This is a genomic window from Acinetobacter sp. ANC 4173 (genome assembly GCF_004331255.1).
Classification (GTDB): Bacteria; Pseudomonadota; Gammaproteobacteria; order Pseudomonadales; family Moraxellaceae; genus Acinetobacter.
The window spans coordinates 17,590-33,220 of record NZ_SJOF01000017.1 but is presented as its reverse complement, the minus strand read 5'-3'; the positions used below and the strand labels follow the sequence as shown (position 1 = coordinate 33,220).

Sequence of the window (15,631 nt, the reverse complement as noted above, 5' to 3'; positions counted from 1 at the left end):
AATGAAAACTGTAAAGATAATGATTGGTGCATGTATTTTGCTAAATAGTATAAATTTACATGCAGGAAGTGCTAAAGAATGTATGAAATATTGGAGCGAGCCAGCAGTACAAGTAATTGTATTAGAAGATGTTCAGTGTCCTGATATATGGGAAGATAACTTTAATAAAGAAAACAAAAAAATAGCAAAAAAAATTGGCTTTGATTTAAAAGATAAAAATTGGACATCTACAGGAACATGTAACCATGTTCAGTATAAAAATAAAAATTATTATATTTATTGGGCGGAAATGAAACATAATAAAACTGATCTTATCATGATTTATAATGATATTAATTCATTCGCATATTCAAGAGAAATAGATCGAAAAAAAATTAAAGGTGGGTTTAGAAAAGAAGATTCCGTAGATGTGAATTTATCTTGTAGTAAAGTTGGAGAAGATGCAAATATTGTATCAGCTTTAAATGGGTATTTATTCAGAGAAACATCTATTAGTAATATTTCTAAATATAAGATTCATGACAGGTTTAAATAATGAAAAAGACTATAAAATTTCAAGATGGATCAGTACAAGATTTTGAATTAAATAGAAATGGATTTATACAAGCTGTTAGCTATAAAGAATCAAGTGCTGATTTGAAACTAAGCTTAAACCACAAATCCAATATAATAGCAGCAGCTAAAAAAAGCTCAGGAGGATATCGTGGTTTTTTTCAAATGGGAGAGTCTGCGTTATTTGAAACTGGATATTATTTAGGAGATTTAGGTGTAGATTTTAGAAAGCTAAACCCAGAGAAAGAGAAGCAAAGAATAAATACGATTAGGACAACTTTTGATAAAAATGACTGGAAAGGGGAATGGTCAGGTAAGAATGGAATTCATTCTTTCAATGATTTTCTTACAAAGCCTGAATTACAATTAATGGCAGTGAGTGATTGGATAAATTTTTTATGTAAACGTATGCAGATATTAAATTTCAATCAATATTATGGAAAAATTATTAACGGGGTTGAGGTAACTGAATCGGGAGCAATAGCTGGTGCTCATTTAATGGGTGAAGGAGGACTAGCAACTTTTCTTGGCTCACCTATATTTAAAACAAAATCAGCTGTATCTGATGATAATGGAACACATATTTCTTCATACTTATCAATGTTCAGTGGTTTTGATTTAGAAAGCTGTTGCAAAAGAAAAATTTATATTACTCTAAAAGATAGTTCAGGCTTAGAATTAAAAAATAAAGAAGTAACAATTATTTCCAAAAACAATGGTAAATATATTTCAGGAGAAACAAGAGTTAAGGTTAAGAGTGATGAGAATGGTAACCTTCCTGTTATTGTTAGAAACCCAAATACAGAAATAAAAATTGTTGCTGATGGAAAAGAGTCGAATAGTATTATTCAAAAAGCAAATGAAAAACAAAAAGCAACTTTAAGTGATTTTAAAGTTACAAGCCATTCAGCAACTTTAGAGACAGATAGTACGCCTCAACCGAGACCTCAGGTTAATAAAACACCTCAAGAAGTAAGAAATGAACAAGGACAATCTTCGACATCTCAAGAGGCAAATGTAACTCCTGCATCTAAAGATGTAAACTTTAATATTGAAATAGTCGAAGGCGATTCTGGTAAGGCAATCTCTAATATGAATTTTTTTCTTACCTATAAAGGTAATATTAAAAAGCATACAGCTGATAGTCGTGGGATTAAGCAAGGGATTAATGCGGAGGAAGGGCAAGATATTGAGGTTTCAGTAGAAGGTGATGGACAGAAACAGGTAATTCATCATTTTCAAGTTAGCGCCGCATTGAAAAATAAAACAGTTAAAGTGAAGCTTCCTGTACATTCTTTTAATATTTCAGTAACTCAAGATGATGAAATTGTCCCAAATACATTGTTTAGTCTCTTTTATCGAGGCCGAGAAATACCGAAAAGAACAAATAATCGCGGTGTAATAAATGTGCGAATGTTAACGGGTTTTGTTTTTGGCTTTGGCATAAAAGGAAAAAGTTTAGTTTTAAGTCGTGTTGAAAAATCAAGCTCAACTACGCCCTTTACCGTAAATGGTAGCGCTGTTCAGGCATCGAAACTATATGAAGTTGCAGATGCAAAGCGTAAGCAGGCCGAAGATCTAAAAAAGCAACAACAGCAGAAAGAAGTGCAGGAAAAGAAAGCAAAAGAAGAAGCAGAAAAAGCAAAAACTGAGGCAGATAAGAAGAATCAAACGAAGCAAAATAATACGTATACTGAAAGTGGAGGAAAGCCATTAACAACGGTAAGTAATCAATCACCGCCAACAAGTGATACGACTCGATATCATATTTATCATGATGGAAAAATCAAAAGAGAGAATAAAGCTGCAACTGGTTTTGCTGAGTTCATTTATTATGACCAGAATGGTAAGACTCATAATTTAGGGAAATCTAAATTTGTTAAAGCGCCTATGCGTAAAGCAGGAAATGAGGTTATCTATGGAAGTTGTTATCTCATTGATTTTACAGAACATGGCTCTTATAAGAGTGGAAATATTGGATATAAATGGTTTATGACAGGAGGGAATATTAGATTTTATTTAAATGGTATTACCATGTCAGGAGTTCTTGGTACATTCATGAGTCTCGGTTATGAGGAATACCCAAGTTCAGGAGGAAGCCTTATTGATGGTAGTTCACAGGCACCAAGTGTTACACATCGTAATGGTGAAGCATGTGATTTTAGATACATAGGAAAAAAGAATGCACATAGAACTAACGCAATTTGGACACAAAATAATGATTATGATGAACAACGGAATATTACTCTAGTTCGTGAGTTAAGAAAGTTTGGTTTTACAGTGTTTTATACTCAGGATGGTTATAGCAAGAAACCCAAAATATCAGGCACAAGCTATGCAAATAATCATTACCACCATTTACATATTGGCGCATGCTTGCCTAAAATTGAGGATATTTAATAATGTATAAACTATGTATTTTTCCTTTATTTTTTATCTTGATAGCATGTAATGTCAAAGAAGAAACAAAAATAGTTGATAATAATTATTTATTAAATGGTTTATTGTCTGAATTTAAAAATATGGATATCGGTGAAGATTACATTAAGTTGGAAAAAGAAGGCCTTGTAAAGCAAGTGGATGATACAGAGATTATTGATAATTGTTTGTACGCAGAAAATAAGGATGAAAATATTAGCTATTTGGTCTTTGATAATAAGCTTTCTACTGCTTCATATCAAAAATCTACATTTAAGGGACTTTCTGTTGAAGATTTAAAATCTAAGGTTAAAGACTTGATTTTGGTGAAAAGTGCATATGATGATAATACGTACTATTTGCAGCACCAATTTGACAATAATAATGGTGTTAAATTTTATATTGTTGAGAATAGGGTAGCAGAGGTTACATATGGAACACTTGATAAATTGAAATATCAAGAGGGATGTTCATGAGAACATCTTTTTAAATATCAATTTTTTTGAAATGTGTATTATGAGTGATTTTTTTGTTATCGCTATGCTTAACTTTGGTAGCATTATACTCCCTAGGTGTAGTGAATGGACTAACCCAAGACATAATAATCATCTTTATTTACAAGGTTTATCATTAACATTTAATAAGAATGAATGATATGAGATTTATATTTATTTTATTTTCAATAGCTTTGAGTGCGTGTGGCTATTCTAAAGCTATTTCTGACAAAAAAAATTACTTGGATTTTAACTCAATAAATTTTGAAGGAAAGTCTTATATTCTTGGTAATGAATATTCAGATTTAAATTTTTCATCAAAAGGTATTGAAAAAAGTGAAATAGGAAGCTGTACAGCTTTTTTGGATTTTGATAATGGTATTTCATATAATTTTAATAAACAGGAGCTAGTTGAAATATTAATTAAAAATGAAAATAAAAGTATATATACGTCCAAAAAAATTCGTAATGGTATGAATATGGAAGAGATATATGAGAGTTATGAAGGATATAAAATTAAAAAAATGAAAAGTGAGGGTGCTGGGGATTCTCAAGATGATTATACCTACACAGTTACTGATAATTTTCAGAAAAATAATATTTTATTTTTTGATGTTGTGCATGGAGAAATTCAGGGAATGCATGCAGGAAAAAGAGGATTTGATTTATCTGATTGTGAGTAATAGTGTTGATGCCTGATCTTATATGATCGATAAGGTCAGGTACTAAATGGCAATCGATTATTGTTAACTATATTTAAAATTTATAACTAAACAAAACTATAGATAATAAATTAAGTGAAGACTTTTGATTTTAAAAATAAAGGGATAAAAATTTATAAACATTGCGTTTCAGAAGAGCAATATAGAAAAATAATATCATTGATTTAGGTACGAACAGTAATGGTTTTGGGGCAGGAAATACTTTGAATAGTGTAGGAAAAAAATTTAAAGCAGTTTGTCAGAAAGCTTTAAAAGATGGAATTATTTCAGGTTTTATTTCAGCAGATGTACCAGGTGAAGGTGCCATGCACATAGAGATTATGCAATGATGAATAGATTATTTCTTTTATTTGTAATTAGTTTGATGTATGCATGTACAACAGAGGCGGTTCAATATAAGTCAAGTAGTACAAAACTTTATTTTTCATATCGAATCTGTGAAAAGTCAGGAAAATGTAAGAATTTTACACCTACAAAAAAAGTAGATGATTATCTATTTAAAAGACTTGATCCTGCATATGATGAATTTTACATAAAAGATAATAATGGTAATTTTACTTTATATTATAAAAATGTTTATAGTGAAGATGTTCAAGTTGGATGGGCAGAAGCTAAAGTGGATAAAAATAATAATAATGAGTTGAATTTAAATATTGATAAAATTAACTTAGCCTTAGGCGGGATTGATTTTATAAAGAATGGATATGTAACTAAACAAGCTGAATCAAAGAATTTTAAATCAGGATTCTATTATTTGAATGATAATTATGAAGGTGCTCCATATTATCAAAAGCAAAAAATAGTTTTTAAGAAAGTTGCTGGAGATTTAGTTTTGGAATGCAATAGCTATTTGAATAACTCTTCTGTAAAAGATAACTTTTATGGAATTTTTTATGGAGTGTGTTCGGATGGTAAGAAAGTTTATTTTAAAGAATTCAATTGACTCAGAAGCTTTTTTAATAATAATGTGAGATTATTATTAGTTATAAATTTTTCTGGTTAAGTTAATAATTTAAATGTAAATAATTTTGACTTTAAAATCGGTATTTACTTATTGTATTGAAAAATATAATCAAAAATGATATTGGCTTTTGAATAAGCAGCAGAAATAAGCTGCTTATTCATAATTTTTTAGTTAATTCTCCAAAACCTCTTCCAATAACTCCTCGCTTGGAGCAAAGAAGTAAGCACCATCTACTGCGGTCACAAAATGCAGTAAACGGTCATGAATGCCATCACCCGTTGTGCCAAACATGTGCTCTAACATGTCATCAATGATGCCAAGGTTTTTGGTATAAGCAATAAAGAACAGGCCTTGCTCACCGTTACCGTCACCATAAGGTAAAGAATGGCGCAAAATTTCCATTTCTTCACCTTTATCATCTTCAATCACGACACGTGCAATATGAGCATTTTCTGGTTTGACATCATCATCCATTTCAATGCTTTCTAGTTTCGAACGACCCATGACATTTTCTTGTGCATCGACTTTTAGATGTTTCCATTTATCTAAATCGTGTATATAGCGCTGTGCAAATACAAAAGAACCATCTGCAAAAATGCCTGCATCTTCTGCTAAAAGAGCTGTTTCTGCACGATCATCAGGAAATTGTGGGTTTTCAGTGCCATCAATAAAGCCTGTTAAATCGCGCCCATCAAAATAGCGAAAACACACACGTTCATCCAAAACCTCGACTTTATCTTGAATTCTATCGAAAAAGGCTTGGCTGAGAGTAAAACAGATGTCGCTACGTTGCGAGGCAATGTGAATCAGCACATCTGCAGGTACAGCGGGCATTTCAAAAGCACCCTGAATTGGGTCAAGTGGCTTGAATCCCTCAGGAGATTGCGCATAAAGTTTTGCCCAAAGTTCAGGGCCAAAGGCAATCGCAGTCTTAATTTCTGCATTGGGATGTTGGGTAATTAAACGATCTCGCGTGTCCAGTAAATCTTCGATCTTTTCTTTCAGTTCAGGTAACGTTAAATCTTTTAAACGTAATACGATAAAGCGGGCATGATCTGAAGGTAAGGGTAAAATTACGGATTGTGCGGTCATTTATAGCTCCTTTGATTTTTATTCAATGTGTGGCTGGGTTTATTGTGCCTGATCCATGCATAGCTGAATAGCCTAAACAGTATTATTCTTGGGTAAGAACTTCGCAGCACATTTAATGTGTGAAAAGTCATATAATGACCGGTCTTTTTGAGGTGGTGTGACGATGTCTTTTCAAGTTTGGATGGCGTTTATGTTGGCATGCTGGGTGATTAGTGTTTCACCTGGAGCAGGGGCAATTGCCTCGATGTCGAGTGGTTTAAACTATGGATTTCGACGTGGTTACTGGAATGCGATTGGTTTGCAACTGGCATTGCTGGTACAAATTGGGATTGTTGCCGCTGGGGTCGGAGTGCTTTTTGCCACAACGCCTTGGGCTTTTCTGCTGGTGAAGTGGTTTGGTGTGGGCTACTTATTGTATTTGGCTTACTTGCAGTGGAAGGCACCAGTACAGTCCATTCAAATTGAGCAAGAACAACAAGCAATAAAATCGATTCCCAAACTGGTGAGTTATGGTTTTTTGGTCAATATGAGTAACCCAAAGGCAATTGTATTTTTATTGGCGGTATTGCCCCAGTTCTTAGACTTGTCTAAGCCACAGTGGATTCAGTATGTAATGATGGCCGTGACCATGATCAGTATCGACCTGATTGTGATGGCGGGCTATACAGGTTTAGCGGCAAAGGTGTTGAAACTGTTGAAATCCCCAAAACAGCAAAAATACATGAATCGTACTTTTGCTGTGCTATTTAGTTGTGCTGCGGGACTTTTAAGTTTGGTACATCAATAATAGACAACGATCAAGATTATTTATGAAAGATGATGGATTAAGCCATTTTTCTCACTTTTTGAACTGCAAAAATCAGCGCAAAAACCAATGCCATACACAGCACGATGCTGAGACCGGTTGGGGTATTGAGTGCGGCACTTGACCATAGACCTACACTGACGCCAAATTGAGCTGCAATAAAAGCCCAAATCACCATTTGTTTAGGGGAATGTGCGAGTAGACGAGCAGTAAGTGCTGGAATCACCAAAAGCGCTCCCATTAAGAGTGAACCCACGGCGCGCAATGCCAAAACGGTAAATACAGCAAGCAGTAGCATAAATACTAAACGTTGCCATTTCGCATTCACGCCTTCACTAATGGCAATGTCGGGATCAATCGCAATTTGAATTTGGGCTTTCCAGTATTTGAACAGTACTGCAAGTGCCAGTGCAATCACAATTGCAAACATGGGTAAATCAGACCAAGCAATTGTGAGCAAGTCACCAAATAAATAGCTGAGTAATTCAGGTCTTAAACTCGGTAAATGTTGAATCAACATTAAGCCTGCACACAGCAAAGTGGCCGAACAGAGGGCTAACAAAGCATCATTGGGTAAGCGTGGATCATGCAGTACCCATAAAATAGCGACCAACATAAATGCCAAGAATGTGACGCCGACCCAAAACGGTAGGCTGAGTGCTCCTGCAATCGCAACACCCAATAAAGTGCCATGCGCCATGGTATCAGCAAAGAATGACATACGACGCCAAAGCATCAAACAGCCCAAAGGTGCGGTTAAGAACACCAATAATGTCCCCATCGTCCAAGCAGGCAGCAGTAGATCTAACCATTCCAACATCTATTAGGCTTCCGGTTCAGGGTGAATATGAGGGCGAGGATCATGTTGGCAGGCTGTGGCACTGTCTCCGTGAGCACAATGATCATGATGATGTTGATAGAACACACGGTTGGTGCCAAAAATGGCTTGGTATTCTGGATGCTGTTGAATATTTTCAGGTAAGCCGCTACAACAAATATGTTTATTCAAGCAGACCACCCGTTGTGTGCCTTGCATCACCCATTGTAAATCATGAGAAACCATCAATACCGCACAATCATATTTTTCAGGCAGGCTGCGTACGTAATCATATAGTTCAGCTTCAGACTGAATATCAAGCCCTTGCATGGGTTCATCGAGGACTAAAAGGTCAGGCTGGCGCAGCAAGGCCCGCGCCAATAATACGCGTTGTCGTTCGCCACCAGACAGCTGTTGTACTTTAGAATCTTGCAGTTTGGCAATGCCTGTATCTTGAATAATTTCTTGTTTAATTGCAGCAGGGCAGGACTCTAAATCAAGTAAGTCTTTCACACGTAAGGGTAGGCTGTGCGATGGGTTAAACTTTTGTGGTACATAAGAAAATTTGAGTTTTCGTGTAGACGATACTTGTCCAGCATTGGGTTTTAAAATGCCTAGTAGTACTTTGATTAGGGTTGATTTCCCCGCGCCGTTGGGGCCAATTAAGGTAACAATTTCTTGTTCGTGGATCGAAAAGTCAATCTGTTTCAGAATGTCACGGTTATCGATACGGACACTAATTTGTTCTAAGGCAATCAGTGTCGGAGTGCTTAATTCGCTTGGCTGCAATTCTGACATTTTCCAGAAATCTCAATAATGCTGTGTTGTGCAGTGAAATGATCAGAAGTGGCAAGCGCATCTAATTGTTGTAATAGACCTTCGGAAGATGCTTCTTTCACAATATGACATTCTGTGCAAATTAAAAATGCGGCTTGATGACCTTCGCGAGGATGGCAGCAGGGAATATAGGCATTAATCGAAGTTAGACGATGAATGAGTCCCTTTTCCAATAAGAAATCAAGCGTACGATAAACGGTCGGTGGTGCAGCAGGGCGATCTGATTCACTTTTAATCTTGGCGAGTAAATCATAAGCCCCCATTGGACCATGCGCAGTCAAAATCAGTTCGAGCACTTCTTTACGAAGTGGGGTTAAGCGCGCTCCAGTGGCTGCACAGAGACTTTCTGCTTCAGCAAGGCGTGTTGCGACATTATGATGATCATGTACGCCATGTAATGCATTGTGGTGTTCATGCGAACATAAGCTCATAGCAACCTCAGTTCGGGCTTGAAATAGAAGAATTGACATTAAATTTTAACATGAACGGCTTTAAGTTACGATTAGACGTAGGTATTTTTGTTGAATTGTTATATTATAACACTAGATAAAATTTAGTGCTGTGTAATCATGTCTCGTCTATTTGCTTTTTGTTTACTGTCCATTCTAAGTACTGTGGGGTGGACTCAAAGTCTTGTTGTTTCAACGCATCCATTATATTTGATTGCACAAGAAGTCACCAAGGGAATAGAACAACCAGTTTTACTTTTGGAAAATCAAACTGGACATGATGTGTCTTTAACACCCGCACATCGAAAGGCGATACAAGACGCTGGATTGGTGATTTGGCTCGGTAAAGCCCACGAAGCACCACTGGATAAACTGCTACACAATAATCCTAAAGCGGCTTCTATCTTGTCTTCTGGCTTGGTCAAAACGTTGCCACAACGCAGTACTCGAGGGGCGCCTTTAGCCAATACGGTCGATACCCATGTGTGGTTAGATCCAAACAATGCAGTGCGTATCGGTTTCTTTATTGCAGCCTTGCGTTCACAGCAACAACCTCAATACCGTGATAAGTATTGGCATAATGCACAAGCATTTGCCAAGCAGATGTTTAGTACAGCACAGAAATTCCAAAACCAAGGGGCAGCACAACCGTATTGGGCTTATCACGATGCTTATCAGTACTTGGAACGTCCATTACATTTGAAGCTTGCGGGATCAATGACTGATGATCCACATATTGCGCCAACCTTGGCACAAATCAAATATTTGAACGATCATCGTGGGCAAAAGAAAATGTGCTTACTGGCAGAAGCCCATGCCAGTGCCAATCAGTATCAAAAACTTCAGCCTATTGTGTTTCAGGCAGTTGACGAAAGTTTAACAGCGGAAAATAACTTCATTTCTGCATGGTCAGACTTGGCGCAACAAGTCAAAAATTGTGTATTAACTGCGCGCCAATGAAGTGAAAATAATCAATATTTAAGCAACCGCTGAACCGTTATCGTATTGAAAAAAACTCGACTTAGGTCGGGAAATGATTGCATGTTCAGGGGTGTAACTCTATAATGCCTGCGATTAAAAACGATCATCAGTTAAACTTGTCAAGCATTTATGCTGTGAGTGAATAAATAATGAGCCGAACTAGTCGCATGATTGATCGACGATTAGCGAAAGCATTAGTCATCTTGCAAGCATTTATGATTCCTGTGTCAGCCTTGTTGGCGTGGGTTGTGAAAGATACAACGGCAGCTTTAAGTGCCGCACTTGGTGCGGGTGTTTGCTGGCTAGCAAGTTGTTATTTTTCATGGCAGTCGTTTCGAGCTGCAGGAGCGAGAGCATCCAAACAGGTACTTGCAAATATGTACCGAGGGATGATGGGCAAGTTTACGATTGTGATCGTCGGATTTATTTTAATTTTAAGCAATGTCCAACCGTTATCTCCGGGGGCGTTGTTTTGTGGTTTTATCCTCGTTCAAACCATGTCGTGGGTCGCTCCTTTTTGGGTGTCACGTCTACAAAAACGAGTTTAAGCGCAGCTAAATTGAAAAGTTTTTTTGGAGATAAGCGAGATATCACGCAGCATGCGATATTCGCTTACTCTATTTGTATTTGACATTGACCAGGTGTGATTTATGGCTGCTGAAGAACATGCCCTTACTTCGACCGAGTATATCAAGCATCACTTGACCAATATGACCTATGGCAAAATGCCAGACGGGACATGGAAATTGGCCGAGACTGGTGCTGAAGCTCAACAGATGGGGTTCACTGCTATTCACTTGGATTCAATGGGTTGGTCTATCACTCTTGGTGTGATTTTCTGTTTGTTATTCTGGTGTGTGGCGAAAGCTGCAAACTCTGGTGTTCCGACCAAGTTCCAGTCTGCAATTGAAATGATCATTGAGTTTGTGGACTCAAGTGTTCGCGACACTTTCCATGGCAAATCACGTTTGATTGCACCTTTAGCCCTCACGATTTTTGTGTGGATTTTCCTGATGAATGCGATGGATTTACTTCCAGTAGATTTCATTCCGCATCTTGCAGGAATTATTGGCTCTAACGTATTTGGTATGGATCCTCATCACGTTTACTTCAAGGTTGTACCTTCTACAGATCCAAACATTACCTTAGGTATGTCTTTATCTGTATTCGTACTGATCTTGTTCTACAGTATCCGTGAAAAAGGGATTGGTGGTTTCGTTGGCGAATTGGCACTTAACCCATTTAATCCAAGTAACCCAGTTGCAAAAGCGTTACTGATTCCAGTGAACTTAATTCTTGAATTGGTAACATTCCTTGCACGTCCAGTTTCATTGGCTCTACGACTTTTCGGTAACATGTATGCAGGTGAGTTAATCTTCATCTTGATTGCATTATTACCGTTCTGGATCCAGTGGGCTCTGTCTGTGCCTTGGGCGATCTTCCACATTCTTGTTATTACGTTACAAGCATTCATTTTCATGATGCTGACTATCGTATACTTGAGCATGGCAAGCGAAAAACATTAATGGTACTGCCTAACTATCAACGGATGGTTGGGCTTAAAAATTTTTTTACTTTAATTTGGTATAAACCTAACCTCTGAGGAATTATCATGGAACTCACTTTAGGTCTAGTTGCAATTGCATCTGCTATCTTGATCGCTTTCGGTGCTTTAGGTACTGCGATTGGTTTTGGTCTTTTAGGCGGTCGCTTCCTTGAAGCTGTTGCTCGTCAACCAGAATTGGCTCCACAACTTCAAACTCGTATGTTCTTAATCGCGGGTCTTCTTGATGCTGTGCCTATGATCGGTGTTGGTATTGGCTTGTTCTTCATCTTCGCTAATCCATTTGTAGGTTAATCAGCTTAATTCCTAAATTAAACTATTGAGGAATAGCGAAATGAATATCAACCTCACATTGATTGGTCAAGCGATTGCATTTGCGATGTTTGTCGCATTCTGTATGAAATTCGTATGGCCACCACTAATCAATGCGATTAGTGAGCGTCAGCGTAAAATTGCTGATGGCTTAAACGCTGCTGAAAAAGCAAAAGCTGATCTTGCGGATGCGCAAGCTCAAGTGAAAGCTGAATTAGACGCAGCGAAAGCACAAGCGGCTCAATTGATCGAACAAGCGAACCGTCGTGGTGCACAATTGGTAGAAGAAGCGCGTACTCAAGCTGCGGCTGAAGGTGAGCGTATTCGTCAACAAGCGAAAGAAGCTGTTGATACTGAAATCAATTCTGCTCGCGAAGAATTACGTCAACAAGTTGCTGCTTTGGCAGTTACTGGTGCAGAGAAAATCCTGAGCCAGCAAGTTGATGCAGAAGCTCACAATGCCATGCTGACTCAGCTGGCTGCTAAACTTTAAGAGAGGCGGATTATGGCTGAACTCTTGACGTTGGCACGCCCATACGCTAAGGCAGCATTTGCTTATGCTTCTGAGCAAAATGCAACTGACTCTTGGTCATCTGCATTGAACTTGCTCAGTGCTGCGGTGCAAGACGAAGCATTTTCAGCTTTCTTAACTCGCCCTGAGCTTACTCCTGCTGAGCAGGTAAGTCTTTTTGCAAAGGTATTAGGCGAAGACCAAACTGCAGCAGTGTCAAACTTTTTGACATTGCTTGCTGAAAATAACCGTTTGGTACTTCTTCCTGAAATTTCTGCGGAATATGAACAGCTCAAATCACAGAATAACAATACGGTGGATGTGGTGATTGAATCTGCATTCCCTATGACTTCTGTACAAGAACAATTACTTGCACATGCTTTAGAGAAAAAATTCGAAGCTGCGGTAAATGTGACTGTAGAAGTTAAACCAGAGCTTATTGCTGGTGTTGTTATTCGTGCAGGCGACCAAGTGATAGATGACTCTGCGCTTAACAAGCTTGAAAAAATGCGGACTCGTCTTCTTGCGTAATAAGGCTTGAAAAAAGCTGCGTATTAGAAGACTGAACTTAATAAAGATTGAGGTATAGCGCAATGCAACAACTGAATCCATCCGAGATCAGTGCGCTCATTAAACAGCGTATCGGCGATCTGGACACCAGCGCGACCGCTAAAAACGAAGGAACCATTGTTATGGTTTCCGACGGTATTGTGCGTATTCACGGCCTTGCTGATGCAATGTACGGTGAAATGATCGAATTCGACGGCGGCTTATACGGTATGGCACTGAACCTAGAACAGGATTCAGTGGGCGTCGTTGTTTTAGGTAACTACTTAAGCCTTCAAGAAGGTCAAAAAGCACGTTGCACAGGTCGTGTATTAGAAGTTCCGGTTGGTCCAGAACTTTTAGGCCGTGTCGTAGATGCTTTGGGTAACCCAATTGATGGTAAAGGCCCAATTGATGCAAAACTCACTGATGCTGTTGAAAAAGTAGCACCAGGCGTAATTTGGCGTCAATCAGTGGATCAACCTGTACAAACTGGTTATAAATCAGTAGATACAATGATCCCTGTAGGCCGTGGTCAGCGTGAGTTGATCATTGGTGACCGTCAAACTGGTAAAACAGCTATGGCGATTGATGCGATCATCGCTCAGAAAAACTCTGGCATTAAATGTGTATACGTAGCTATTGGTCAAAAACAATCGACTATTGCTAACGTTGTGCGCAAGCTAGAAGAAACTGGCGCTATGGCGTATACCACTGTTGTAGCAGCAGCTGCAGCCGATCCAGCAGCAATGTTGTACTTGGCTCCATATTCTGGCTGTACAATGGGTGAATACTTCCGTGACCGCGGTGAAGATGCACTAATCATTTATGATGATTTGTCTAAGCAAGCTGTTGCTTACCGTCAAATTTCATTATTGTTACGTCGTCCACCAGGTCGTGAAGCGTATCCAGGTGACGTATTCTATCTTCACTCACGTCTTCTTGAGCGTGCTTCGCGCGTTTCTGCTGACTACGTTGAGAAATTCACGAATGGTGAAGTTAAAGGCCAAACTGGTTCATTAACTGCATTACCAATCATTGAAACTCAAGCGGGTGACGTATCTGCATTCGTACCAACGAACGTAATTTCGATCACTGACGGTCAGATCTTCCTTGAAACATCATTATTCAACGCAGGTATTCGTCCTGCTGTGAACGCGGGTATCTCTGTATCTCGTGTTGGTGGTTCAGCGCAGACTAAGATCATCAAAAAATTGTCTGGTGGTATCCGTACTGCTTTGGCGCAATACCGTGAATTGGCAGCGTTTGCTCAGTTCGCTTCTGACCTTGATGAAGCAACTCGTAAGCAACTTGAACATGGTCAACGTGTAACTGAATTAATGAAGCAAAAACAATATGCTCCATATTCAATTGCTGACCAAGCTGTTTCAATTTATGCATCTAACGAAGGCTACATGGCTGACGTTGAAGTGAAGAAAATCGTAGACTTTGATGCTGCGTTAATTTCTTACTTCCGTTCAGAAAATGCTGCGTTAATGCAAAACATCGATGAAACTGGTGATTACAACAAAGACATCGAAGCTGCAATCAAAGCAGGTATTGAAAGCTTTAAAGCGACTCAAACTTACTAATTTCAACTTCAGTTGGATTTAGTTTTGGTTTGGTTCACGGATCAACCTTCGAGGGCTCGAAAGGGCCTTCGAATACTAGGTTAAGCGTATGGCAAATTTAAAAGAAATTCGCGCCAAAGTAGCTAGTATCAAAAGCACGCAGAAAATTACTCGCGCGATGCAGATGGTAGCAGCTTCTAAGATGCGTCGTGCGCAAGAGCGCATGGCTCAAGGCCGTCCGTATGCCGAAAATATGCACCGTGTAATTGCTCACTTGGTTCAAGCGAATCCTGAATACAAACACCGTTATATGGTTGAACGCCCTGTGAAGCGCGTTGGCTATATCATTGTGTCTTCAGATCGTGGCCTTGCTGGTGGTTTGAACATTAACCTGTTCAAAAAAGTGGTTAAACACGTACAACAGCAACAAGAGCAGTCAATTGAAGTTCAATTTGCTTTAATTGGTCAAAAAGCGGTTTCGTTTTTTAAAAACTACGGCGGTAAAGTGCTGGGTGCTACGACAAATGTCGGTGATACACCAAGCCTTGAACAGTTATCTGGTTCTGTACAGGTGATGTTAGACGCATTTGATAAAGGCGAGTTAGATCGTATTTATCTTGTGTCAAACGGCTTTGTCAATGCCATGACTCAAAATCAAAAAATCGAACAACTTGTTCCTTTAGCAACTGCGGAAGAAAACAAGACCCTTAACCGTCAATACGGTTGGGATTATATCTATGAGCCTGAAGCTGAACAGCTTTTAAATGGCTTATTGGTTCGTTATATCGAGTCTGTGGTATATCAAGGCGTGATCGAAAACATCGCGTGTGAGCAGTCAGCTCGTATGGTTGCAATGAAAGCTGCAACCGACAACGCAGGTGATTTGATCAAGAGCCTACAACTTATTTATAACAAGCTGCGTCAAGCCGCGATTACTCAGGAAATTTCTGAGATCGTTGGTGGTGCCGCTGCCGTTTAACATTATTTTGAATTGAG

At 38.6% G+C, this 15,631-nt stretch carries 19 protein-coding genes; 15 read left to right on the top strand and 4 right to left on the bottom strand.

Annotated features, from left to right (window positions below):
* Nucleotide 1: 1 nt before the first annotated feature.
* The 6 genes from E0H94_RS16320 to E0H94_RS16295 all read left to right on the top strand — a co-directional run bounded on the left by E0H94_RS16320 (nucleotide 2) and on the right by E0H94_RS16295 (nucleotide 5,129).
* Entirely contained in the window at nucleotides 2-535 is a 534-nt protein-coding gene (locus E0H94_RS16320) for a hypothetical protein (RefSeq protein WP_131327466.1), read from the top strand.
* A complete protein-coding gene (locus E0H94_RS16315; RefSeq protein ID WP_131327465.1) occupies nucleotides 535-2,952 on the top strand; it encodes a hypothetical protein in 2,418 nt (805 codons plus the stop codon). Before E0H94_RS16320 ends, E0H94_RS16315 begins: the two co-directional genes overlap by 1 nt.
* A 2-nt stretch (nucleotides 2,953-2,954) precedes the next feature.
* Nucleotides 2,955-3,446 carry a hypothetical protein gene (locus E0H94_RS16310; protein WP_131327464.1) on the top strand — a complete coding sequence of 164 codons (492 nt, stop codon included), beginning with the start codon at nucleotides 2,955-2,957 and terminating at the stop codon, nucleotides 3,444-3,446.
* A 179-nt stretch (nucleotides 3,447-3,625) separates the two neighbouring features.
* Entirely contained in the window at nucleotides 3,626-4,147 is a 522-nt protein-coding gene (locus E0H94_RS16305; protein WP_131327463.1) for a hypothetical protein, read from the top strand.
* Nucleotides 4,148-4,389: 242 nt separating this feature from the next.
* The gene (locus tag E0H94_RS18940; protein WP_264757565.1) at nucleotides 4,390-4,515 is read left to right on the top strand and encodes a hypothetical protein; all 126 of its coding nucleotides are present in this window, start codon (nucleotides 4,390-4,392) and stop codon (nucleotides 4,513-4,515) included.
* On the top strand, nucleotides 4,512-5,129 hold the full coding sequence (locus E0H94_RS16295; protein WP_171462086.1) for a hypothetical protein: 618 nt from the start codon (nucleotides 4,512-4,514) through the stop codon (nucleotides 5,127-5,129). The genes E0H94_RS18940 and E0H94_RS16295 overlap by 4 nt, the downstream gene beginning before the upstream one ends.
* A 192-nt stretch (nucleotides 5,130-5,321) precedes the next feature.
* Here E0H94_RS16295 and E0H94_RS16290 read toward each other — a convergent pair whose 3' ends face one another.
* Nucleotides 5,322-6,242: a Dyp-type peroxidase gene (locus E0H94_RS16290; RefSeq protein ID WP_131327462.1), complete on the bottom strand. Its 921-nt coding sequence runs from the start codon at nucleotides 6,240-6,242 to the stop codon at nucleotides 5,322-5,324.
* A 163-nt stretch (nucleotides 6,243-6,405) separates the two neighbouring features.
* On the opposite strand from E0H94_RS16290, the gene E0H94_RS16285 reads away from it, so the two are divergent.
* Nucleotides 6,406-7,029 (top strand): LysE family transporter, encoded by a 624-nt coding sequence (locus tag E0H94_RS16285; RefSeq protein WP_131327461.1) that lies wholly within the window; start codon nucleotides 6,406-6,408, stop codon nucleotides 7,027-7,029.
* A 37-nt stretch (nucleotides 7,030-7,066) separates the two neighbouring features.
* Here E0H94_RS16285 and znuB read toward each other — a convergent pair whose 3' ends face one another.
* Genes znuB through E0H94_RS16270 form a run of 3 tightly spaced genes read right to left on the bottom strand, consistent with a single transcriptional unit; the run spans nucleotide 7,067 to nucleotide 9,132 of the window.
* Complete coding sequence (gene znuB, locus E0H94_RS16280) at nucleotides 7,067-7,867, bottom strand: zinc ABC transporter permease subunit ZnuB (protein WP_131327460.1); 801 nt, start codon at nucleotides 7,865-7,867, stop codon at nucleotides 7,067-7,069.
* A 3-nt stretch (nucleotides 7,868-7,870) separates the two neighbouring features.
* Nucleotides 7,871-8,662, bottom strand: coding sequence for a zinc ABC transporter ATP-binding protein ZnuC (gene znuC / locus E0H94_RS16275; RefSeq protein WP_131327459.1), 792 nt, complete (start codon nucleotides 8,660-8,662; stop codon nucleotides 7,871-7,873).
* Nucleotides 8,635-9,132 (bottom strand): transcriptional repressor, encoded by a 498-nt coding sequence (locus tag E0H94_RS16270; protein WP_016165606.1) that lies wholly within the window; start codon nucleotides 9,130-9,132, stop codon nucleotides 8,635-8,637. The genes znuC and E0H94_RS16270 overlap by 28 nt, the downstream gene beginning before the upstream one ends.
* 138 nt (nucleotides 9,133-9,270) lie before the next feature.
* On the opposite strand from E0H94_RS16270, the gene E0H94_RS16265 reads away from it, so the two are divergent.
* From E0H94_RS16265 to atpG, 8 genes are all read left to right on the top strand, one after another.
* Entirely contained in the window at nucleotides 9,271-10,110 is an 840-nt protein-coding gene (locus E0H94_RS16265) for a metal ABC transporter solute-binding protein, Zn/Mn family (protein ID WP_131327458.1), read from the top strand.
* Nucleotides 10,111-10,280: 170 nt separating this feature from the next.
* Nucleotides 10,281-10,679 carry an ATP synthase subunit I gene (locus E0H94_RS16260; RefSeq protein ID WP_131327457.1) on the top strand — a complete coding sequence of 133 codons (399 nt, stop codon included), beginning with the start codon at nucleotides 10,281-10,283 and terminating at the stop codon, nucleotides 10,677-10,679.
* Between the two features lie 102 nt (nucleotides 10,680-10,781).
* Nucleotides 10,782-11,657: a F0F1 ATP synthase subunit A gene (gene atpB / locus E0H94_RS16255; protein ID WP_116763356.1), complete on the top strand. Its 876-nt coding sequence runs from the start codon at nucleotides 10,782-10,784 to the stop codon at nucleotides 11,655-11,657.
* Nucleotides 11,658-11,743: 86 nt separating this feature from the next.
* Complete coding sequence (gene atpE / locus E0H94_RS16250; RefSeq protein WP_000424060.1) at nucleotides 11,744-11,989, top strand: F0F1 ATP synthase subunit C; 246 nt, start codon at nucleotides 11,744-11,746, stop codon at nucleotides 11,987-11,989.
* A 40-nt stretch (nucleotides 11,990-12,029) separates the two neighbouring features.
* Nucleotides 12,030-12,500: a F0F1 ATP synthase subunit B gene (locus E0H94_RS16245; protein ID WP_131327456.1), complete on the top strand. Its 471-nt coding sequence runs from the start codon at nucleotides 12,030-12,032 to the stop codon at nucleotides 12,498-12,500.
* Nucleotides 12,501-12,512: 12 nt separating this feature from the next.
* Complete coding sequence (locus E0H94_RS16240) at nucleotides 12,513-13,049, top strand: F0F1 ATP synthase subunit delta (RefSeq protein ID WP_131265676.1); 537 nt, start codon at nucleotides 12,513-12,515, stop codon at nucleotides 13,047-13,049.
* Between the two features lie 62 nt (nucleotides 13,050-13,111).
* A complete protein-coding gene (gene atpA / locus E0H94_RS16235; RefSeq protein WP_004684423.1) occupies nucleotides 13,112-14,656 on the top strand; it encodes a F0F1 ATP synthase subunit alpha in 1,545 nt (514 codons plus the stop codon).
* Between the two features lie 88 nt (nucleotides 14,657-14,744).
* A complete protein-coding gene (gene atpG / locus E0H94_RS16230; RefSeq protein WP_004684424.1) occupies nucleotides 14,745-15,614 on the top strand; it encodes a F0F1 ATP synthase subunit gamma in 870 nt (289 codons plus the stop codon).
* Nucleotides 15,615-15,631 lie beyond the last annotated feature (17 nt).